Here is a 19943-nt window from a genome sequence, read left to right as displayed (position 1 = left end):
TGCTCAATGTCGAGTCTTGGGCTGCTGATCATCATCGGAGGCTGTGTCGTCAGGATTGCGTGGAGCATCCTCACCGATGAAAACGGGCTTACCTTCCTGCCAAAACACCGCGTATTGCCCAAGGCGCCGCTTGCGCTCTAAGGTTTCGGCTACGGCTGTGCGAAGGCTATTGAGCATTTCCTGGGTATCGGGTGAAAGCTGGGTCATGATTTTGCCTCCTGGGAAAGCGCGTCAAACAGTGAAGTATTAAACACCTGGCGGTGATTGCCATGCTGCTCGAAAACCGGCTCTGGTTGGTCTCGGTCATTCATGAAGCAGCGCGCACGGCTGACCAATGGTGCATAAAGCGTTAGCAAATTGTTCAGGCTGCGCGGGAATCGACGCTGAATATCTTTGAGCGCAATGTTGTGGCCGCCGTGAGACACACGCTCGGCAACGCGCAGGCGTGACATCTCAACAGAGGGTAAGGCGAGATACACTAGCTCAACTTTCCAGCCTTCGGCTAGCAGGCGCTTTACCAGCCGCGAGTAGCCACGCCCCGAGAGCGTAGTTTCAAAGGCAAAGTCTTCTCGCTCGTCAATCGCTTCTTCGATCTCACGCAGGAAGATACGACTGGCCGCGACAAGATCCCGTTCAGGTGCAAACGGGGAAAGGCCAGCGGCAATCAAGTCGGCATTGATAAAGCGCGTACACTGGGCGACTTGTGGCAAATAGTTAAAGGCAAAGGTGGTTTTGCCCGCCCCATTGGGTCCGGCCACTATCCAGCATACGGGGGCTTGGGGTTCATTTTGCTGGGTCATACCGCCTCCATCTGCTTGGCCTTTGTAGAAACCACCGATTCGGCTGGCGGCTTCCAGCCGCGTACATCAATCTTTCCTGTGACGGCGGCGGAAATTATGGCGGAGCGGCGTTCTTGCAATAGCTTAATTCCATTCTGTGCTTCGTTGATTAGATCTTTTGCTACCTGATCAACCTCAGTTATTTTTTTTTGGATTTCAAATCTTTCTTCACAAGAAGGCGGCGAAGTAATCGAAATCGACCCAAGCGCCTCGCTAGTAAGCTTCGGCTGAGCAGATCCTGTTACATGGATGGAAAGGTCTAGCACCTCAATCAGCTCTGCCCAGTAGAATAGATTTTCATCGATAGGCTCCAAAATGTGGGCGTGATTGTTCACCCAGTACTTCCCTCTAGCCACGAAGGCGATTGGGGTTGATCTTGCAATAAGATTTGCTCCATCTTCAGAAACAAGAACATGGTCACGATCAAAGATGTAATCATCTATCCAATCAATCACACCAGAGGCGCCATAATATGAGAACTCACCTTGGCGACTACCTCTATCTTCAGATTTCAGTGGTATCCGTTTTCCATCTAAAAAACTAACGAACATCTTGATTGGTGCCACTATCCAATGCTCAGGCACTTCTCCAAGCCATTCCACTCCAGAGTCTTTCATCGGCGCATCAGGGTTGAGTCCTTTGGTAACGGCATGGGAAATCACCGCCTGGCGCTTTTCCTTGAGCAGTGCGATCAGGCGCTGCTGCTCTTCCACCAAGGCGTCGATGCGGGCGGTTTCGTGGTCGAGGAAGGCAGCGATTGTCTTCCGCTCATTAATTGGTGGCATACATAGGCAAAAGCTTGCTAACTGCTCGAAATTTAGCCCCTCCCGAGCAGCTCCAGTTTGGCCGACTTTCACCTGCTCCTTGGTTGAAGGGGCCTTCATAAACCAAGCAACCCAACCCGAGGTTTCCTCTGATTTCTCTAGCCTTATCACGCAAACATGCTGGTTTACATTTGCTCTACCAAAGCCGACAGGAACTTGACAACTGCGACCAATCGAGGCTCCCGTAATATTTATCAGGACATCAAGCGGCCTCACACGGGACCAAGCCATTTCTCTATCAGTTGCTTCATCGATATATACGATGTCACCTAGCCGCAAACCTTGGTCATGAACATTTTGACTACGGATAAAGGGCACGCCGCTGGAGACATATGCTGTGGCTCCTCCAGAAGGGGTTTTCCCACTTCCAATGCGGTTGGTGATATATGAAAGCTTCGTCACCTCCCAATGCACAGGCACCTCCCCCAACCACTCAGCGCCGGAGTCCTTGTACTCAGGATAGGCTGGGTAGCTCATACCGACAGCCCCTCGATCATCTGCTTGATCCGGTCAGTGCAAGCTTTTAGGTCGGCGTCGATCTCTTCTAGCGGGCGCGGCGGCGTGAACTGGTAGAAGTGGCGGTTGAACGGTATCTCGAAGCCGACAATGCCGATGCGGCCATCTAGCTCGTCGCGTTTTTCTTCATCTATCCAGGCATCGGGTACGTGGGGTTTTACCTCACGCTCGAAGTAATCAAACACCGATTCGTTATAGGGCACGTTTTCGTTATCGCGCAAACCGGCGTCCGGCTCGGGGTTGCCGTTTTTATCCAGGCAAGTATCCGCTTCCGGGTCACGCTCAGAGAGCGCACTGAGTATCGCCTTCTGCAGTGGCGCGCTAACTTTTAAGCCTTCGGCTTTCAGAGCGTTTATCAGCGCCTTGGTGAAGGTATCGCGGTTAGTGTACCGCTGCTCCCCTAATTGCTCGCAGGCGGCTTTGAGCGCAGCTTGCTCGGCGTCATCCAGCTTTTGGATGGCCTTTTCGTCATCGAGTTTGGCCAAGCGCTCAGCGCTGGCTGCAAAGTTGAGGCGCAGTGGCCGCTCGACGGTAATGCGCCGATAGCCAAAGATTTCCACGGGGAAAATCTTGCTCTCGTTAGTCTCTTCAAAAGTGCCGTAAAGCCGCACGATATCGTCAATATCGCGGTCGGTCATGTACTGGCGTTTACTGCCCAGCGATTTGCGCATTTTGCTGGCGCGGCCAGCGGCGTTAATCAGCTGCACCTTGCCCTTGCGCTCGGCGGGCTTGTTATTGGAGAGCACCCACACATAGGTGGCAATGCCGGTGTTATAGAACATATCTGTAGGTAAGCCGACGATGGCTTCCACCATGTCATGTTGCAACAGATAGCGGCGAATTTCGGATTCCCCACTGCCCGCGCCGCCGGTAAACAGCGGCGAGCCGTTAAGGATGATGCCAATGCGCGAGCCACCGTCTTGGCGGGTGCGCATCTTGGCCACCAGGTGCATCAGAAACAGCAGCGAACCATCGGAAACGCGTGGCAGGCCAGGGCCAAAGCGACCATCATAGCCACGGTGTTTGTGCTCGTCGGTGACCTGCTTCTGCACCTTCTTCCACTCAACGCCAAACGGCGGATTGGAGAGCATGTAGTCAAAGCGCTCGCCCGCCAGTTGATCGTCGGAAAGCGTATTGCCCAGCTTGATCCGTTCAACCTCCTGCCCTTTTACCAGCATATCGCCCTTACAGATGGCGTAGGACTCAGGGTTGAGCTCCTGCCCGTGCAGCGAGACGGTGACCTTCTCGCTGACCTGCTGAATATACTCGTCGCTCTCGGAAAGAAAGCCGCCAGTGCCCGCCGTTGGGTCATACACGGTAACGATGCTATTCGGCTTAAGCTTGGCTTCTTGCCCGGTGAGTACTAGAGAAGTCGTTAAATGAACAATATCGCGTGGCGTGAAATGCTCCCCGGCGGTTTCGTTGGAGCTTTCGGCAAACTTGCGAATCAACTCTTCAAAGATGCCGCCCATGCCGTGATTGGTCACCCGTGACGGGCTTAGATCAATAGCCGCAAACTGCTGCACCACCTTGTAAAGCAGGTTATTCGCGCTGAGCTGCTGAACAAAGCTTTCGAACTCGAAGTGCTCGAAGATCTCGCGAGCGCTCTGGCTGAACGACTGCACATAGCTCATTAGGTCGTCGCTGGTCTGGGTATCTGAGAGGCTCCCCAGGGTTAGCGGTGAGGCATTGTAAAACGGCTGATCAGAAGCGCGTAGCAATAGCTTTTCGCGCACGGCTTCGGGCTTGTTCTGGTGCTGTAAAGCGTCCTCTAGCACGTCAGCCTTGGTGGGGGCCAACACACACTCCAAACGCCGAAGCAGCGTAAACGGCAGAATGATGCGACCATATTGGGACTGCTTGAAATCGCCTCGCAGAAGGTCAGCGACAGACCAGATAAAAGCAGCAAGCTGAGAGTGACTATCCGTGTTCACGGTGCATCTCCAAGGTAAGAAGGCATTGATATGGAGGGCATGATACACACACCTCCCTCTGGCTTCAGTACACCTTAGGGCTGCGCTACGATAAGACGTTATTGACGTTCAAAAGATCACCCCCTCAAGCGATGGTTACTTTCATTGCTTCCTTGAAAATCTGGTAACAGTTCAAGGCGCGAATTCATGGCTTCCTTGTGGGTAGTGCTTAGAAACAACCTCAGTAAGAAAATCGACGTTATACAGTCGCTTTAAAGTCCTCATCATGGCATGGTATTGCTCTAATATGCTGGGAGATAACATGACAACAACAGTTAAAAACCCACTACCTGATACTGATACTCCATCGCATGTTGATTTGAATCATCCTCAAGGCTGCATCATCGGCCCTGACCTCTATTACGTGCTTTCGGAGTGGCCTTTACACAAGCATGTAGATGATGAAAAAAGGTTTCTCTATGAACATTACCATGAAGCCTTGATTTACGGACAAAACGCTGTTTCAGACCCTTCAAAGATAGATGATTTGGACCTTTTTCATGAACAGTTACATTATTGCATTCAACAGCTGAAGTCAGGATTAAATGCAATGCGTTGTGAAGAGCATTTGCGTACAACACTGTCCCCTGTATTTAGAAGTGAAGGTTATCGCGAATGGTTCCCGGTAGCTACAACCTGGATCATTTGCGCTGAATTGTTAGTAGATAGTGGTTTGTCAGAAAAAGCATGGTCTGCATTACTAAGCTTTAAAGACGCTAAGCATCACCTCCTACAGCAGGAGCGAAAAGAACTAGAATTGCAGGTGAGAAAACGCACTCAAGCTGCCGGAAGTGAGAAAAACAAAGCTATGTTACCTCTAAGAAATCATTTCGTGGATTTACTAGCGAAAGAAGCACCTGAAAAGGGATGGATTTCCCAAAAAGTAGCTGCTGCCAAGCTAGCGTCAGATGTTCATAATTACTACCTTACAAGTGGGTTGAAATCAGTATTCCCTCTTACTCAAGATGAAACGGAAATAAAACTTATTAGTTGGTTAAAAAACAACCAAGAATGTAGAGATGTATTCTTTGCTAATAAGAAACAGTAACCCTCCAGATAGCTAAGCGGTAATCAAGCTCTTTAACCAGTTATCTATGTCACACTCAAACCATCCTACTGCAGCTGAGCCTAACTTGATTGGCTTCGGAAATGAGGGGTCATACCGAGGTGAATCTGGATTGATTTTTTCGTAGATCCATGAGCGGCTCATGCTAAGCCTTTCACTAAGCTGGCGAATTCTCAAAATCGTAAGTGACTGGTTAGTAGTTGGCATCGTGTAGCTCCTCATTGATTGATGGCTACATCTTAGCCAGCCCCTAACCTCAACTCAACGGGCAAAGTGCTGCTCTAGTAAAAATCGCGATTCGTATGGTTTTTTTATTCAAAATCAATAATGTAAGAAAGTACTGAGCCTTTATCGCTTAATCAGAAAATACAGAAGTGCCGATGAGAATCGGCCTCACATTCTGCGCAGGATGGCTAGCTTTCCGAAGGTTCGACAAAACCTAAATGCCTGAATCACCTGCTTATGAATGGTTGTATCAGAGATGGTCTGTAAGCCTTTAAGGATTTTCTTATAATGAAGGTTGAAATCTCAGGACTCTCAATACGAAAGCACTTAATTTTTAGTAGTTTGCTATTTACTCACTTCTACAAAAACTATGTATCTTCCCCGATCTCGATGTTGTAATTCTTGTTCGTCATACCGTAAAAGCTCTTCAATGTGGTAGTCGATACCATTTTTTAACTCAGGTTGAGTGTTAAGAAGAATCGTCTCTGAAAATTCGTACAGCCCTTGAGATAGTTTCTTCAAGTGCCCCAACTGGGTAAGTAATTGTAGTGCCGGCTCAAGCTTGCTTGGATTTCTGGTCTGCCCCCTTCCCTTTTGGCGAATCCACGTTTTTTTGAACTGATATTTACCTGCCTCTTTAGCATCCACTAGGCGTCGAATTTCCCTGACGAGCTCATTTGTTACAGTGACAATTTCCGGCTCGCCAGCTAGATATTTCAAATAGTGGTGGGAATAACATTTACAAAGCTGATGGGCATACTCGAGAACACCGATGCCCATATCACCTTCATACCCCTCGAACGTGTGGAGAATAGCGGCAATCCGAGTGACATTATCCATAAGCTTTGAGGCATGGTCGCGAGCATGGTAATACTTTCCATGCTCCGCCATATCTTGCTCAATACTTTGTTGCATTTCTTGCCAGCGCATCTTGGCTGACGCGGTGAATTCCAGGATTCGTCGCTGTTGGCTGTCACTATCCAGTATAGCGAACGCTTCTGAGAGAAGACTTGTTACGCGCTCGTTGAAATCCTTCACAGTATTAGGAGCAACAGGATTGCCGCCTATTCGGCTCCCAATCCATGAAGCTGGCTTGATCATGATCAAACGCGACAAAAAACCGTTATCCCTGGCCTCATTGCCTCGCTTTTCCAAAAACCTTTCGATGACTTTCGGTTGTGCCATCAAAGCCATACTTAACCGAGAATCTTCCAATGTGAAGCTTTCAGAGCTCCGGCGCGCCACATCTAGAGGGGTGCCACTCCATATGGAATTAAACATATAAAGATCTCGAAATGCCTGCCCTTCCAAAATGTTTCCTGCTTCGCTCGAGACAAGGCAGGCCAACGGGATATTTTCATGCAAGCTGTACGTTAGGGCACTTGGCGTAACATTTTCATAAATCAATTGGCGAAGACGCGTAGGTTGAGGTTGTTGCCGATCCAATTCGGCTTGTTTCTGCTCGATTTCTTTAACAGATTCGCCATTGACAAAGGCTTGGGTTCGTTTTTTTTCAAGAGCTTTTTCGTCACTTTTCCAGTTTTTCAGATCTCGCTGATACAATTGAGTGGATCGCTGGCCCTCTTTTTTCTGAACAGCCTGAAAATCACGAATGGGTTTAAAGAACCAGGCTTCCAAGGCCGTCTTTCTCTCACCACTATTTGCAATGGTGAGAAGATAAAGCGATACGGGGACCACGTGGCCATTAGGATAAGCGACATCAATGCCCCCCTGACATGCCATTGCCATTGCCCCCAGTGCTGTCGTTCGCGCCATTTCTGGAGCCACCTCGACATGCTGGGCCACTTCACGACTCATGGACTCGAATAACGAATGCTCATCAAAAGCTGGCCAATGTTCTTCTTTATTTATACTCGTGTGCATTGTGTCCTCATCGCTGTAACCATTAAAAAATAAAAATTAACCTCTATTGCTGCTATTTTTGCTATTAATAGCAACATTAGCAAAGTTTCTATTCACTTTTTTGGCATTTGGCTAGATGCTACCCGTTGCAGATCTCGCGCTTTTTTGATTTCAATTAAGGTGAAGACTCGGTGGGTCTCAATGCACTGAAGCAGATCGGCAATACAATATTCAGTATGCATTGTCGTGCTAAATTGACCAGGGAGTGGTGTTGGTAAGCTGTTATTCAGCTATCAAAAGAAGCGCATTATAATGCCGAGTAGTGCAAAAGAAATTAAGCGCTCAGCACGCTTGCTGAGCGCTTATTCCATTTGAGGTAGATTATCGCGACCTACGGCTTAAAAAGGAATATTTGGCTATCGTCGACTTCCCTCGAAACAATGCATGCCTTGCCCGATAGGCTTTGAGTAAGCCTTACACATGTAGCTAGCTCCATAAAATACTTCAGCGAAAGCTGCTTGGTCGCCACGGTAGATAATCCATTTATACGGTGTGGCGTGTACCAGCCCACGTGTTCCTTGCTCCGGCCAATTGATGGCGTGTGACCACGCTCTTACAATGCGCTGGTATAGGTTGTCATGTTCGGGGTAATCGTCAGAGGTAGCCTTATATTTGCCTAACGTCCGGTAGGCATCCTTGTTTAGTAATAACAGCAAATGGTAATGATGATGTACGCTAGTCACCTGCTCACGGCACCACACGTAACGCATCTTGTGGGGAAACTTGATACCTGCGATGTCTAACTCCCACTGAAAACGGTTAATAAATGAGCCAATACAGGTGTTGTCATTGCCTGTATAGCCCGTATATCCCTGTGCAGGAAAATGTAAGTCGATGCGGGCCGCGAATAACCTCGGGCAGTCTTGGCTTGCTTGATTAATTATACGAAGCAATATTTCTAGATAGTTTTCTATCAAAGGCCCTTCATGGGTAAGCACAGGCATGTTTTGGTAACGGCATTCCCAGAATAGCTTTAGTGCCGGGTTAGCAGGATGGCGTTTACGATTGCGTTGACCTACGTTCGGTAGATTAGTGTTCATCATCAAACTCCTAACACTCACGCACGGAAATACCCACGGCGTAGATGCCGTGTAATTACCCGTAGCAAAAGTGTGATCATGGGATAGATAGAAAACGCTGAAGTGATAACGCGTTAGCAGACGCGCTTATCCTCGGCGTAACAGGAAATGCCCTAGCAGGCGGTTGTGAGCATCATGCGAGCCCAGTCATACTCGGTATCTTATCGCTTTAGCGTTGTATAGCGGGGTTCTACAGGGCTATCCGTAAGGCGTGTTACAAGCACGCCTTGCTAAGCGATAAAAGACACTTGGTTGTTTTGCCATGAGTATAAGAGCATGGCTTATCAGGACTCTCGGTTATCGTCTTGAGGAAAGGTCGTCGGCTTGTAGGCCTCCTTCATGGATACTATTTCTAATCTCTAAAAGGAGCATAATACTATTACCGTCATTTAAACCAGGTCGATAGTTTTAGTATCCAGTGGCAAAACCCGCATGGTAAGCGGATTGCTGACAGGTCATGACAACTTTGTAAGCTCTCCTTTTTAATAAAAATAATTCCATTTTTTCAATAAGATGAATAAAAGCCTTTTAGGCTCGGCATCTGCTCATATAATCATGCCGGCCAGTACTTTCTTTCTTAAATGACACTTCCCATAGCATGACCAGCACCATTAAAGCGTGATAGTCCTACCTGACGATCATTAACTCGTTCCACTGGGTAGTGTATCGCGGTGTGCGTCGCTCACTACGCAACGACCAGGCATTGCCTTTACGGGGTAGGCCTAGCTGTACCGCCCCCTTACCCAGTTCGCGATTTAGCTTGTCTACCGTCGCCATGAGGCGTTCGCTTCGCTTAGCCTCTTCGTCGGTTTGCGGAGTTTCAGTGAGGTAAGCTGCCAATTAGCCTTTGGGGAAAGGTCGAGCAGCATCAGGCCTGCTTTGTGGTAGGCATAACCTTTTCGCCATAGACGCCTTAATCCTTGTACCGCTGATGCGATGATGTCGTGGCTGTCATCGGTGCGCCGCACCAGGGATCGACACGTTGGGGGTATTGGGGTAAATCGGTACGAAACGGGTTGGTGCGGATAAACACTATGACGGCGCTAGTAAAGCTGTGCTGTTTGCGCAGCTTTTCGGCTGCTCTGTCGGCGTGTTGCCTTAAGGCTTTGCGCGGGTCGTGGGGATTATCGGTTAGCCTGCCGAATGAGCGCGATACCATGGTCTGTTACTTGGGTAGACTCATGTCATCGAGCTGAATGGCGGATTGCCCGCGTAGCTCCCATACGATGCGTTCCTGCATCACACTATAGCGCTGCCTAATACGCTTCGGGTCTGCTTCGCGTAGCTGCCATGCGCTCTCATGCCCATTACTCTTAATCGTTCACTGGCACGGTGTGCCACGCTCCTCAGCTTAGTTACCGACAGTTGTTTTAATCGTGCCTGGGTGGCATGAAAGTCAGTGATGAGTTACATACCGCTTGTTGTTGATGAGCAAAGGCACGAATTGGTTACTGATTTTATTTTCATCTTACCGACGGAGAAAGTACTAATCTTTATAGGGAAGTGCCATATGTGTCTGCGCCTAAAGTCTTGCATAACTTACGGAGGTGAGACTATGCCCGAGCCACTTTCTTATCTGGATGTTCTTACCGACATTGGCGCTATTGTATCCGCTGTAGCTGGCATGGCAGGTTTTGCGCTTGGCTTTGTGGGCTATAAAAAGAGCACCGCCCTGCAGAAGAGATTATTCGATAAGCCGTACTTCGTCGCAAAATGGCCCGAGATGTCTAAAACAATAGAGAGGCAAAAACGATATATCTATAATGATCTCTCACAGATAGAGCATGAGTTCATTGCAGCAGAAGAAGGGTTTAAGACCCAAAACCCGGACGAAAAAGGTTATGTTATTGGTGTTCCCTTTCCCGATGTTATTAGCAAGTTCGATTACAGGGATTTGATCGATATTAATGAGTATAGCTGGGATTATACGCCTGAGCTTCAGCGTGCCATTGCAAATTGCCATCGGTACCTGCGTGATGTTTCAAAGGCGGCAAGCTCTTACAATCAGCTGCTTGAACCAGCGAGGTCTACTTTCAGAGGAGTGACGTTAGCAGGAGAATACTCTTTTATCCCACGTACTAATCCAGGCGGAGATTTTGTGGTTTCTACCATTGATATAAACAGCCTAGAAACTGAAAAAAAGCAAGAGTTTCGTCGAGCTGCAAAGGTTGCTAAAAAATATAGGCTTCAGGGTGATGACCCTATGATGCACGTGGTCACTTATCCGCGCTTCCAAAGGGATGCACTCCGCCTTAAAAGAAGAATACTAAATACCATCAAAAATTCGAGAACAAGTTGGGTTAAGGTTGAAAAGCTAAAGGAGCGCTTTGACACATTACATCGGCCAAACGATGCAGCGTAACGTGACACTGGATTTGCCACCTTCCATGCGACTGGAATGAAGTGAAAATCCAAAAAATTACAGATCTATATCACTCCTATGAATCCTGCACACGGGATCACTTTGACGCCTATAGGAGTGTTGTTTATGTCCCCACTTTGCCTACGCTGTGCAGCCGCTTGCACGCTTAACCTTGAAACTGCCCAACGCATCGGCACGGTGGGCAGCAGCCTCGTGGGCGGTGCCATTGGTGCGTATCGTGCGACCTATACCTCAACGCCCCCTTTATCGATGGCCTCCTCCCGCTTCCCGTTAGCCAAACTGCCCGCTGCTGTGATGGGGGCTGTGTCCGGTAGCCAGGCAGGCTCGCGCGTCGCAACGCTGTTTTTCACCCAAAAGCTGCCACTCGGTGAAGGAACACCTTGGCTATGCGTATCGTGCGGTCATGCGTTCCGGCAATTACCCCACCCCTTGACCGCACCTCGCTAATGCGTCCCATCTAAGCGATATACCCCATACTTTCCAACCATGAAGCGCTGACGATTAACGTCAGCGCTTTTTGTATTGCTAGGAGTTTTCACCATGGCTCATCTCATTGAACAAATGGCCTACGTCGGCGCTACCCCTTGGCACGGCCTGGGGCAACAGCTATCACGTCAACAACCGTTAGAAGTCTGGCAGCAACAGGCCGGAATGAACTGGCATATTGAAGAAGCACCGGTACGCTTTATTGCCGAGGGTGCCAGCCACTTGGGCAGTATCCACTCGTTCCCTGAACAGAAAGTGCTCTACCGCTCGGATACCAAAGCGCCGCTATCGGTGGTGTCCCAGCGCTACAAGGTGGTGCAGCCCGAGGAGATACTGGAGTTCTACCGCGATCTCACCGAATACGCCGGGTATGAACTGGAAACCGCAGGGGTACTTAAAGGCGGTCGGAAGTTCTGGGCCTTGGCGCGCAGTGGCTTAAGTACCTCGCTGAAAAACCAGGATGAGGTTAACGACTACCTGCTGTTGGCAACGTCCTGTGATGGCACGCTGGCCACCATGGCGACACCCACCACAGTACGGGTGGTGTGTAACAACACGCTGCAGATCGCCGTCGATGGAACGTCGCAGGCGGTTAAGGTACCCCACCGGTCGGAGTTCGATCCCCGTGCGGTAAAAAGCCAGCTGGGTATTTCCGTTTCCCAGTGGAATGACTTCATGTACCGCATGAAGGCGTTATCGGAACGCAAGATCGACCACCGAGAGGCGCAGCAATATTTTCAATCGGTGCTCTGTGGGATCGATAAGCCGATAGACGATCCTTCCAAACTGCCTAACTACCGGGCACTCAACAAGGTACAGAAGCTCTACCACGGCGAAGGCCGCGGTTCTCACCTCGACACAGCCAAAGACACCGCCTGGGGCTTGCTCAATGCCGTTACCGAATACGTGGATCATGACAAGCGTGCGCGTAGCAACGATACCCGGCTCGATTCAGCGTGGTTTGGCCAAGGGGCCCAGTTGAAGCAGGAGGCATTGCAAACAGCCCTTGCGCTGGTGAGCTGACATGCTGTTTCTCATGATTTTGCTGCTAATTTTCTTAGTTTTTGTCTTACCCCTCATTGGATAGCGCGATAAGCCCAGCCCCTAACAGGCTGGGCTTTTTGCTTTTTACGTGGAGCACACCATGGCCTCTCTTAGCCCCGATTTAGATATCGCATTAACCCAGTTGACGGAACGACTGCTCACCAACGATCAAACCTTTGCCCAGACCTACGTCATGGCCAAGGGCCAGCTGTATCGCACCGAGCTGCGCCTATGCCCCGTTCCCCCGCATGAGCTTCCCGCCGATCTTTAACCCCAATTGAAGGAGCCTTGTCATGGCCACCAAATCTAATGTGGTAAATCAGGAGCCTGCCACCTCTTCCCTACAAGCAGTCCCCCCAGCACCCACCGCTCACCTCGCGGAGAGCACGGCCATTATCCAAGTGATTGAGCGTGCAGCGCTTAACCCGGACGTCGATATCGACAAGATGGAGCGCTTGCTACAGATGCAGGAACGAGTGATGGATCGCCAGGCCATGATGGCCTATAGCGCGGCCATGGCGGCGATGCAGACTGAACTCCCCAGCATCGAAGAGCGTGGGCAAACCAACAACGGCTGCTACGCCACGCTGGAAGATATCGTCGACACCGTGCGCCCCATTATGCAAAAACACGGTTTTGCAGTGAGCTTTCGTATTAGGACACAGGAGCGCGGTATTGAGGTGACCGGTGTACTGATGCATAAGGATGGTCATCGTGAAGAGACCAGCATGCTGCTGCCTGCCGATATGAGCGGTAACAAAAACGCGGTGCAGGCGTTTGGCTCATCCACCAGCTATGGCAAGCGCTACGTACTCTGCGCCCTACTCAACATCACCACACGGGGCCAGGACGACAACGGTAAATCCAGTACTAAATCCGCTATCAAGCTAGTAACGCCCTTTCAGGCGGGACAGATCCAACGCCTGATCAGCCAATGCCCTGCCACAACCCAGGAGTGGTTTAGCGGCAAGTATGGTTCAGCCGTGCAAGTACCTCAGCCTGACTTCGACAAGCTACGCGCTTCACTTTCTAAGCGATCGGTTAAATAACCCACCAACTACCTCTTATGACAGGAGACCTCCATGCAAGTGCTTAGTATGGAGCAAGGCACCCCAGAGTGGCTGGCTGCGCGGTTAGGTCGCGTCACCATGTCGGAGCTCAAAGCCTTGCTGGTTAAGGGTAAAGGCCCGTGTGGGTTGGGTACCGGGGCGATTACCTATATGCATCAGTTAATCGGTGAGCGGATAACCGGCGAGCTGGCCGAGCCATTTCAAGGCAATGCCCATACCCGCCGTGGGCATTCGCTGGAAGGTGTAGGCCGTGCGCTCTACTGCGATACCACTGGCGAACCCAAGCCACACGAAGTGGGCATCATCCTTAACCACAACGTGGGTTACTCGCCTGACAGCTTGGTAGGCAGTAACGGTCTGCTGGAAATCAAAACCAAACTGCCCAAATTCCAGATCGACATACTACTAAACGGAGAAATACCGGATGAGCACGTGCCCCAATGCCAGGGTGGCCTATGGGTCAGCGAGCGGGAATGGATCGACTTTGTCAGCTATTGGCCGGGCATGCCGCTGTTTATCAAACGTGCCTACCGTGACGACATCATGATTCGCACCATCGCCGAGCGTGTCGAGGCCTTTTATGAAGAGATGGAGCGGCGCATGAGTCAAGTAATGGCTGCGTGACCTACTCACTTAACCACAACACCCACTCATCATTAACGACATAGATGCCGGGCCACCACCACCCCGGCATTTTTTTTTGGGAAGCAACCATGACTCATTCCAAACTCAAAGCCGGTGAGGTAGCGGGCACTTATCACGTGAGCTCGCCCGTTACTGAAACAGACATCATCACCTATGCCAAGCACTTTGCGCAGCGTAAACTCGCTAAAGGCCGCAAAATAAACCAGTCGTAACAAGCATTTGAGCAGTTACAGCTACTGCTTCAAGACTATGAACATGAGGTTTTCAGCGTGTTATTTATCGATAGCCAACATCGAGTCATCCGCTGTGAAGAGATGTTTCGTGGCACGATCGACTCAGCAAGCGTTTACCCACCGCGAGGTACTGAAAGCAGCCCTCGCCTACAATGCCACCGCGGTCATCTTGGTACACAATCATCCTAGTGGAGACAACGAGCCCAGCAACGCAGACAGCTGTATTACCGAGCGATTGAAGGAAGCCAGGGGCTGATGGATATTCGAGTGGTTAACCACGTGGTAGTGAGTAGTGATAGGTGCGAGTAGTTCGAGGAGAGGAAATTATTCTAAAAATAAAGCTATATCCAAGCCCCTCTTAACCGGAGGGGCTACCTTACAAAACATTTAGCAAAGATATAAATTATCGTTAAATAGCTGATTTATTTAGTGTATTTACTGTTTCATCGCTCTCATTCACAATAATGTCTTCTTCATCTTCGAAAATTGAATTTTCATTCGCTAAGTCTTCAGGCCTACGTGTGTGCAAATAAAGACCTTCTAGGTGACTTCGCAAACGATTTGCCATTTTTCCGAAGGAAACCCACGTCATTCCTCCAGAAATAGCACCTCCCAAGAGGGGGATAACTTTACTGATTGACTTACCAGTACTTTCTTTTGTTATTTTATATCCAAGTACTGCAGCTATCTTTTTTAATAATGGATACCAAGTAGTTTTAGTAAGTGCTTTATCTGAAATACGTTTAGCTGTATTACCAGCGACGTGGGCAGAAAGACGAGTAATTCCCTTGTTCGCGGCGTTAACACCAAACATCACACCAATGAAAAGAGTAAGAACTTCTTTCGTTTTTTCATCAGTATCATCGGCACCGCCTTCATTTAGGTCCGGCCACCCATGCAAATAAGCCAATTTCTGGCTGACGACAGTTACACTCCAAAAGAACTGAGAAATATCTGCAGGTATTGTTCCCGCTGCCCACCACCCCCCTGGCAATCCCGCTGCTACGGAGAGGGAAGTAGTACGCGTACGCTGGCTAGAAATAACTGAATCTGAAATCTTACGAATTAAATCCTGAGGCACACCCGCTACTGCTGGGCTTTCTGCTATGGCCGCTTCAACTAAACTTGCATCGCAGTATTTGCTGAGTTCTTTCCTCAAAAAATCGTTTCTTGACACCCTCGATCCTGGCATATGCACGGCAGAATTGATGATTTTATCCCAAACTTGAATGTTGCCTGACTCAGTTCCCATCATAGCCCTCTCTTTTTTTGAATGCCCTTTTTTACATCGGCCAATCCAAATACAACTTTAGCTATTTATTTAAATAATTGAATTATATAATATTTTATATGACAACACCCACTCTGACAGTCTTGTTGTCATGTTGGCGATATCACCAACCGGACAACAAGGCTGGTAGAAGGGGTAACCAAAGAAAAATGGTTGTCTCAATTTGTTTCAAAATATTACATGATTATTTTTATTAAATATTCTTAAAATATACGGCGACATGTAATGGGAGCAGAAAACCTGCTTAAAAGCAGTTGTACACATTAAAATATAAATGGGACATCAAGGGGCTGGCAGTATGTTAGAACTAAAAGAACTTGACAAAAGCAGAAAATTAATTATTTCACTTTTAGTTATAATAATTTTGATCGTCTCATGGACAGGCATAATTGATCATTTAAGTAGAGAATATGTTAACGCTTCGACTGTGCAGGCATTAGCAGCATACGGTACCGCTAGGGTCATAAACGCCGCAGTATCACTCGCATCTTCTATTAGCATTAGCGCATCACTGGGAGTGGGTTTTGATGTACAACCATTTCAAATCCTAGACCCTCTAAATGATTTAGTTGAGCAATATAGCTCCGCTATGAAATTTTCTATATCCTCTTTAATTGTACAAAAAATAACAGTAGAAATTATTTCTACGCTTTTTTTTAAGGTTGCACTTACATTACTAGGCATAGCTTTTATCATTTCAAATTATTTTCGTGATGGCATTTACTCTTTTTTTATTTTCCGTATATTCGCTTTTTTCACGATGATTCGGTTCCTTGTAGTAATAGTCGTACTTATGAACGGGGTGGTAGAACAGGCTTTTGTGGATAAAAGAATAGCTATTAGTTTACAAGAAGTAGAGGTGGCCGCCAGTCAGATCGAACAGAATAGAAGTCCCGAAAATGGATTAAGTGTAGATGAAAGACAAGGTCTTCTTACCATGCGCGAAGAGCTCGAAAATGAGCACTCTCAATTAATTGATAAAATAGATGATAAGGAAACAGCTCTACTTACATCTCAAAATAACCTCATACCGCTTGAGAATAGAGTGAGTGAGTTAGAAGGAAAAATGGGTACAATCGAAAAATTAAATGTATTTTCTCGTGAAGATGAGTATGCTCAAGCTATATCAGAAAAAGAAAGTGCAATTATACAAATTGAACAATTTCAGGATGAAATTGAGAACCTAACGACTCAACTTGATTCTGTAGATAAGAATATTCAAAATACCACCGATATTATTGAAGGAAATAATGTTACTGAAGGCTGGATGGCAAGTATGTCGAATAAAATATCTGAGTTCCGGGATATAGCAAAATGGGAACGTATTGTAACAACAGTTGAAGATATAATCCCTTCCTTACTTAATTTGATGGCAGCATTTTTATTTAAGACACTAATTATGCCACTTGTGTTTCTACTTTTGTTTCTAAAAGGGTTTAAATATATCTGGAGAATAGACCCTAGGAAATGGGCAAAAGAGGAATATGAAAAAATTAAGACTATAGATAGTTAATGTTAACGAGTGCCGGAAGCCAAAATGCTTCGGCACTCTTTTTCACCTTATTGTTGTCAGTTACAGAGCTCGACACTTTAATATTAAAATTAATAACTGGAGTATTAAGTTTATAGTTAAAAAGCCTTTCAATACCGGCAAGATGGGAAAGATGGAGAAGTTTACCTTTCCTAGCCATAAAAATACTTAACGATTTCTTTATGAAGAACAGACCTCACAAAACCACCTGGTGGCTAGGACGTCTTGCGTAAAGAAAGCGACCGCTTTTTAGACTGATTACGGTCAAATGCGGTCTTTTATGTGATTCTGGTATAACGCTCTGGCTTTGCGACGTGCCGGAGCGCTAGCGCAGGAACGTCCGACAACAGCCAATTGTTATATTTCTTTGCATAGAATGCTCAATTTAATACTATCGTATCCCACAAATTCGTTAAATATCAGATCACAGGTTTTATTCGCACTAGTGACAGGAATGATACTCCCTACTTCAATCCGATGTTTGCTATTGTTAATCGTAATATCTGCGTCACCTAAAACTTCATAAACATCATTTAGGGCAACGACAATCTCAGCGCCAAAGAAACCAATAGAGGTATTCTTTTCTAAAACAAATTCTTCTGTATCGGAAAAAAATTCATTAACGAATTGCTCTTGCTCAGCAACCTTGTCTTCAAGCGCTGATATTTGATTATTTTTCATAGAAACGGTCTCAGAAAGCTCAGAAACTTGGGCCATTAATTCATCGATTTCTTCTTTATATTTCTGGTTTTCTGCTATGAGACCTAACTCGCTATTGAGGTATTCAACAGATTTATCTAATTTTGCAATTGTTTCAGGAACCTTCCAAGATTCCGCTGCCTCGTAGGAGTTCACTATCGAGTCAAGTTCCTCTAGCCTATCATTCCTTATATTCCATGTAGCCGTGGCGGTTGCACCAACCAATGCAAAAGCAGCCCCAGCAGCTTGTTTATATGTTATAGACATTTCATTCCTATATGCTTACCAAAAATATAACGTTTAGTTCAGGTGCGCTGTAGGCGTCACCTGGAACCTTTTGTTATACGTTTACCCTTGATTATTCGAAGATACTACCATATTTCTCGCTCAGACCCTCATATTCACTAGCTTCTAAAAGGGCATGCTCTTTCTCTAATAAGTGCACTTTTCCCTTTCCCTTCATTTGAGATAGTTTCTTTGAATCCATGCCGCATAGAAATATTTGTGAGTTTTCAGGAGTATTGTTCATGACTAAAGAAACGATGCTTTCATAGTGTTTAGCAGCTTGTTCATGCTGGTTTGGAGTATCAATAACCAGCGGGCTCAATACTTCTTCACTATATATACTTATGAGGTTGTAGAAAGTTACATAATACGCCAGCATAGCTCTCGTGCTTTCAGCAGCACCACCACTTTTGGCGACTTTTGTATAGCTTTCTGGTGATTTAATGTTGGAAGTATTTACTCCAAACGCCTTAAGTTTGGAAATATAGCTTGGAAAAAGCTCTATAAATTTTTCTTTGACAATTTTTTTACTTTCTTTAGATGCACTATTCCGGTCTTTTCCCAAAGCTTTCTCGCCCGCTTCTAGCGAGTAAAGCTGTTCAAACTTGATACTTTTTCTACTGTTAACTTTTTGCGTAACAGAGTGTACTGCAACCGAATCGAGGATGTTTTGAAATGTTATCTTATTTTCATCTTCTTCTTTTCTATAGTACTTCTCATTTAATTCTTCAATTTGGTTTCTAATGTCTCTTAATTCTTCCTCTTTCTTTATGACACTTCGCTCTAATTTTTTTAATGACGCTTCTAGTCGTTTAGCAACTTGCCCAGCCTGCTCTTTATCTTTAAGCAACGAAAATCTATTAACTAGAGTGTTATCATGAATGACACCACAGGTTGGGCATTCTATTTCATCATCTGTTTCTTCTGCAAACTCATAATCTTTTTCAAGCTCACTCAAAGCTTCATTTGCAATCACAAGCTGGCTTTGAACGTGTGCTTTATCTGCCCTAAGCTCTGCAAACTCTTCAAAGACAAGCTCCTGTAAATTGTGTAGATCAAACATTTTATACTTGAGCTCTTCTTCGATTTCGTCGAACTCTTCTAAATTTACGGTAGTTTCAATATTAGGAATAAAGTCGCTGACTATTGATATTGCAGTTTCATATTTTTCGATCTTATTCTTAACCGCACTTTTCTCTCTTTTTTTCTCGTAAATATTCTCAGTTAAATCAAAATAGTTCTTTTTGATCATTCCGGAGTGGTATTGTATAATTGGCTTTTTCCAGTCAGAAAACTGACCAAGTTTATCAAATGATTCCCATGCATTCGACCAACTCTGCTTTTGGTCTATATAAAATGGAAGGAAGTAAAATGCAGGAGGTGGTATAACAACCTCATCCTTGTTTCTTACTGGTAATAAAGCATTAAAATTTACGATCTCTGATATTTTTTTGGAGAACTCTCCAGACAGGCCAACAAATGATTTGTATTTAACCCCATCATCAGATAAAAAGAAACGATTGTCATCTCGGGCAAGCCAGTATTTTTTATCTCCAACTTCAAACTCAATGATGGCTTTGCAGTTTAGACTATTCCATTTGTCGTCAAACCTGGGCTCACAGCCAAAACACCAGAATAAATTTTTTACCACAGAAGACTTGCCAACACTATTTTTACCCTCAGCGAGAATCAGATTGTATCTGTCTGAGAACTCTAATTGTCTTGCTTTCTTTTGCAGATCGCTTATTAATGTGAGTTTTTTGAACTTCAAGGTTCTCATGCAAATTATTCCTTAAATTCCTAATAAGCTTTTTGTATGTATAAATGTCAT

The 19943-nt window shown here is 46.5% G+C and carries 22 protein-coding genes and 1 pseudogene; 10 read left to right on the top strand and 13 right to left on the bottom strand.

Features of this window, described 5'->3' with window-relative positions; all coding sequences use genetic code 11:
• Positions 1 to 3: 3 nt before the first annotated feature.
• From ACW44H_RS05415 to ACW44H_RS05400, 4 genes are read right to left on the bottom strand one after another with little or no spacing between them, the layout of a single operon-like run.
• A complete protein-coding gene (locus tag ACW44H_RS05415; RefSeq protein WP_457507498.1) occupies positions 4 to 207 on the bottom strand; it encodes a hypothetical protein in 204 nt (67 codons plus the stop codon).
• The gene (locus ACW44H_RS05410; RefSeq protein WP_457507496.1) at positions 204 to 800 is read right to left on the bottom strand and encodes a zeta toxin family protein; all 597 of its coding nucleotides are present in this window, start codon (positions 798 to 800) and stop codon (positions 204 to 206) included. Before ACW44H_RS05410 ends, ACW44H_RS05415 begins: the two co-directional genes overlap by 4 nt.
• The gene (locus ACW44H_RS05405) at positions 797 to 2140 is read right to left on the bottom strand and encodes a restriction endonuclease subunit S (protein ID WP_457507494.1); all 1344 of its coding nucleotides are present in this window, start codon (positions 2138 to 2140) and stop codon (positions 797 to 799) included. The genes ACW44H_RS05410 and ACW44H_RS05405 overlap by 4 nt, the downstream gene beginning before the upstream one ends.
• Positions 2137 to 4113 (bottom strand): type I restriction-modification system subunit M, encoded by a 1977-nt coding sequence (locus tag ACW44H_RS05400; protein WP_457507492.1) that lies wholly within the window; start codon positions 4111 to 4113, stop codon positions 2137 to 2139. The genes ACW44H_RS05405 and ACW44H_RS05400 overlap by 4 nt, the downstream gene beginning before the upstream one ends.
• Positions 4114 to 4414: 301 nt before the next feature.
• Between ACW44H_RS05400 and ACW44H_RS05395 the strand changes: the two genes are divergently transcribed.
• A complete protein-coding gene (locus ACW44H_RS05395) occupies positions 4415 to 5200 on the top strand; it encodes a hypothetical protein (RefSeq protein WP_457507490.1) in 786 nt (261 codons plus the stop codon).
• Positions 5201 to 5212: 12 nt separating this feature from the next.
• Here the strand turns inward: ACW44H_RS05395 and ACW44H_RS05390 are convergent, their stop codons facing one another.
• The 6 genes from ACW44H_RS05390 to ACW44H_RS05365 form a co-directional block, all read right to left on the bottom strand.
• On the bottom strand, positions 5213 to 5362 hold the full coding sequence (locus ACW44H_RS05390; protein ID WP_457508938.1) for a helix-turn-helix transcriptional regulator: 150 nt from the start codon (positions 5360 to 5362) through the stop codon (positions 5213 to 5215).
• A 426-nt stretch (positions 5363 to 5788) separates the two neighbouring features.
• The gene (locus ACW44H_RS05385) at positions 5789 to 7327 is read right to left on the bottom strand and encodes a YfjI family protein (protein ID WP_457507488.1); all 1539 of its coding nucleotides are present in this window, start codon (positions 7325 to 7327) and stop codon (positions 5789 to 5791) included.
• A 395-nt stretch (positions 7328 to 7722) separates the two neighbouring features.
• Positions 7723 to 8409: a YagK/YfjJ domain-containing protein gene (locus tag ACW44H_RS05380; protein WP_457507487.1), complete on the bottom strand. Its 687-nt coding sequence runs from the start codon at positions 8407 to 8409 to the stop codon at positions 7723 to 7725.
• A 663-nt stretch (positions 8410 to 9072) separates the two neighbouring features.
• Positions 9073 to 9222 (bottom strand): DUF4113 domain-containing protein, encoded by a 150-nt coding sequence (locus ACW44H_RS05375; RefSeq protein ID WP_457507485.1) that lies wholly within the window; start codon positions 9220 to 9222, stop codon positions 9073 to 9075.
• Positions 9210 to 9413 carry a DinB/UmuC family translesion DNA polymerase gene (locus ACW44H_RS05370; RefSeq protein WP_457507483.1) on the bottom strand — a complete coding sequence of 68 codons (204 nt, stop codon included), beginning with the start codon at positions 9411 to 9413 and terminating at the stop codon, positions 9210 to 9212. The genes ACW44H_RS05375 and ACW44H_RS05370 overlap by 13 nt, the downstream gene beginning before the upstream one ends.
• Entirely contained in the window at positions 9359 to 9604 is a 246-nt protein-coding gene (locus ACW44H_RS05365; RefSeq protein WP_457507482.1) for a DinB/UmuC family translesion DNA polymerase, read from the bottom strand. Before ACW44H_RS05365 ends, ACW44H_RS05370 begins: the two co-directional genes overlap by 55 nt.
• Positions 9605 to 10000: 396 nt before the next feature.
• Between ACW44H_RS05365 and ACW44H_RS05360 the strand changes: the two genes are divergently transcribed.
• The 8 genes and pseudogenes from ACW44H_RS05360 to ACW44H_RS05325 form a co-directional block, all read left to right on the top strand.
• The gene (locus tag ACW44H_RS05360) at positions 10001 to 10807 is read left to right on the top strand and encodes a hypothetical protein (RefSeq protein WP_457507480.1); all 807 of its coding nucleotides are present in this window, start codon (positions 10001 to 10003) and stop codon (positions 10805 to 10807) included.
• 126 nt (positions 10808 to 10933) lie between these two features.
• Complete coding sequence (locus tag ACW44H_RS05355) at positions 10934 to 11275, top strand: hypothetical protein (RefSeq protein WP_457507478.1); 342 nt, start codon at positions 10934 to 10936, stop codon at positions 11273 to 11275.
• A gap of 93 nt (positions 11276 to 11368) precedes the next feature.
• Positions 11369 to 12337: a DUF932 domain-containing protein gene (locus ACW44H_RS05350; protein WP_457507476.1), complete on the top strand. Its 969-nt coding sequence runs from the start codon at positions 11369 to 11371 to the stop codon at positions 12335 to 12337.
• Between the two features lie 121 nt (positions 12338 to 12458).
• Positions 12459 to 12629 (top strand): hypothetical protein, encoded by a 171-nt coding sequence (locus ACW44H_RS05345; RefSeq protein ID WP_457507474.1) that lies wholly within the window; start codon positions 12459 to 12461, stop codon positions 12627 to 12629.
• A gap of 22 nt (positions 12630 to 12651) precedes the next feature.
• The gene (locus tag ACW44H_RS05340) at positions 12652 to 13407 is read left to right on the top strand and encodes an ERF family protein (RefSeq protein ID WP_457507472.1); all 756 of its coding nucleotides are present in this window, start codon (positions 12652 to 12654) and stop codon (positions 13405 to 13407) included.
• A gap of 33 nt (positions 13408 to 13440) precedes the next feature.
• Positions 13441 to 14052 carry a lambda exonuclease family protein gene (locus tag ACW44H_RS05335; protein ID WP_457507470.1) on the top strand — a complete coding sequence of 204 codons (612 nt, stop codon included), beginning with the start codon at positions 13441 to 13443 and terminating at the stop codon, positions 14050 to 14052.
• 89 nt (positions 14053 to 14141) lie between these two features.
• Positions 14142 to 14285, top strand: coding sequence for a hypothetical protein (locus tag ACW44H_RS05330; protein ID WP_457507468.1), 144 nt, complete (start codon positions 14142 to 14144; stop codon positions 14283 to 14285).
• A gap of 27 nt (positions 14286 to 14312) precedes the next feature.
• Positions 14313 to 14615: pseudogene (locus tag ACW44H_RS05325) on the top strand (JAB domain-containing protein); the annotation flags it as partial.
• Between the two features lie 100 nt (positions 14616 to 14715).
• Here the strand turns inward: ACW44H_RS05325 and ACW44H_RS05320 are convergent.
• The gene (locus ACW44H_RS05320) at positions 14716 to 15561 is read right to left on the bottom strand and encodes a hypothetical protein (protein ID WP_457507466.1); all 846 of its coding nucleotides are present in this window, start codon (positions 15559 to 15561) and stop codon (positions 14716 to 14718) included.
• 334 nt (positions 15562 to 15895) lie between these two features.
• On the opposite strand from ACW44H_RS05320, the gene ACW44H_RS05315 reads away from it, so the two are divergent.
• Positions 15896 to 17110 carry a hypothetical protein gene (locus ACW44H_RS05315; protein ID WP_457507464.1) on the top strand — a complete coding sequence of 405 codons (1215 nt, stop codon included), beginning with the start codon at positions 15896 to 15898 and terminating at the stop codon, positions 17108 to 17110.
• Between the two features lie 375 nt (positions 17111 to 17485).
• Here the strand turns inward: ACW44H_RS05315 and ACW44H_RS05310 are convergent, their stop codons facing one another.
• Both ACW44H_RS05310 and ACW44H_RS05305 read right to left on the bottom strand, forming a co-directional pair.
• Complete coding sequence (locus tag ACW44H_RS05310) at positions 17486 to 18094, bottom strand: hypothetical protein (RefSeq protein WP_457507462.1); 609 nt, start codon at positions 18092 to 18094, stop codon at positions 17486 to 17488.
• Positions 18095 to 18185: 91 nt separating this feature from the next.
• Positions 18186 to 19892, bottom strand: a complete 1707-nt coding sequence (locus ACW44H_RS05305) for a hypothetical protein (protein WP_457507460.1) — start codon at positions 19890 to 19892, stop codon at positions 18186 to 18188.
• Positions 19893 to 19943: the final 51 nt, after the last annotated feature.

This window comes from Vreelandella sulfidaeris Esulfide1, assembly GCF_054072535.1.
Note: the sequence above shows the minus strand (reverse complement) of the source record. Positions and strands in the feature narration are given on the sequence as shown.

Coding starts and splice junctions, on each gene's coding strand:
- ACW44H_RS05360 (WP_457507480.1), top strand. CDS start 10,001: ATGCCCGAGCCACTTTCTTATCTGGATGTTCTTACCGACATTGGCGCT.
- ACW44H_RS05380 (WP_457507487.1), bottom strand. CDS start 8,409: ATGATGAACACTAATCTACCGAACGTAGGTCAACGCAATCGTAAACGC.
- ACW44H_RS05350 (WP_457507476.1), top strand. CDS start 11,369: ATGGCTCATCTCATTGAACAAATGGCCTACGTCGGCGCTACCCCTTGG.
- ACW44H_RS05345 (WP_457507474.1), top strand. CDS start 12,459: ATGGCCTCTCTTAGCCCCGATTTAGATATCGCATTAACCCAGTTGACG.
- ACW44H_RS05390 (WP_457508938.1), bottom strand. CDS start 5,362: ATGAGCCGCTCATGGATCTACGAAAAAATCAATCCAGATTCACCTCGG.
- ACW44H_RS05405 (WP_457507494.1), bottom strand. CDS start 2,140: ATGAGCTACCCAGCCTATCCTGAGTACAAGGACTCCGGCGCTGAGTGG.
- ACW44H_RS05385 (WP_457507488.1), bottom strand. CDS start 7,327: ATGCACACGAGTATAAATAAAGAAGAACATTGGCCAGCTTTTGATGAG.
- ACW44H_RS05310 (WP_457507462.1), bottom strand. CDS start 18,094: ATGTCTATAACATATAAACAAGCTGCTGGGGCTGCTTTTGCATTGGTT.
- ACW44H_RS05365 (WP_457507482.1), bottom strand. CDS start 9,604: ATGGTATCGCGCTCATTCGGCAGGCTAACCGATAATCCCCACGACCCG.
- ACW44H_RS05355 (WP_457507478.1), top strand. CDS start 10,934: ATGTCCCCACTTTGCCTACGCTGTGCAGCCGCTTGCACGCTTAACCTT.
- ACW44H_RS05330 (WP_457507468.1), top strand. CDS start 14,142: ATGACTCATTCCAAACTCAAAGCCGGTGAGGTAGCGGGCACTTATCAC.
- ACW44H_RS05305 (WP_457507460.1), bottom strand. CDS start 19,892: ATGAGAACCTTGAAGTTCAAAAAACTCACATTAATAAGCGATCTGCAA.
- ACW44H_RS05320 (WP_457507466.1), bottom strand. CDS start 15,561: ATGATGGGAACTGAGTCAGGCAACATTCAAGTTTGGGATAAAATCATC.
- ACW44H_RS05410 (WP_457507496.1), bottom strand. CDS start 800: ATGACCCAGCAAAATGAACCCCAAGCCCCCGTATGCTGGATAGTGGCC.
- ACW44H_RS05415 (WP_457507498.1), bottom strand. CDS start 207: ATGACCCAGCTTTCACCCGATACCCAGGAAATGCTCAATAGCCTTCGC.
- ACW44H_RS05375 (WP_457507485.1), bottom strand. CDS start 9,222: ATGGCGACGGTAGACAAGCTAAATCGCGAACTGGGTAAGGGGGCGGTA.
- ACW44H_RS05340 (WP_457507472.1), top strand. CDS start 12,652: ATGGCCACCAAATCTAATGTGGTAAATCAGGAGCCTGCCACCTCTTCC.
- ACW44H_RS05335 (WP_457507470.1), top strand. CDS start 13,441: ATGCAAGTGCTTAGTATGGAGCAAGGCACCCCAGAGTGGCTGGCTGCG.
- ACW44H_RS05395 (WP_457507490.1), top strand. CDS start 4,415: ATGACAACAACAGTTAAAAACCCACTACCTGATACTGATACTCCATCG.
- ACW44H_RS05315 (WP_457507464.1), top strand. CDS start 15,896: ATGTTAGAACTAAAAGAACTTGACAAAAGCAGAAAATTAATTATTTCA.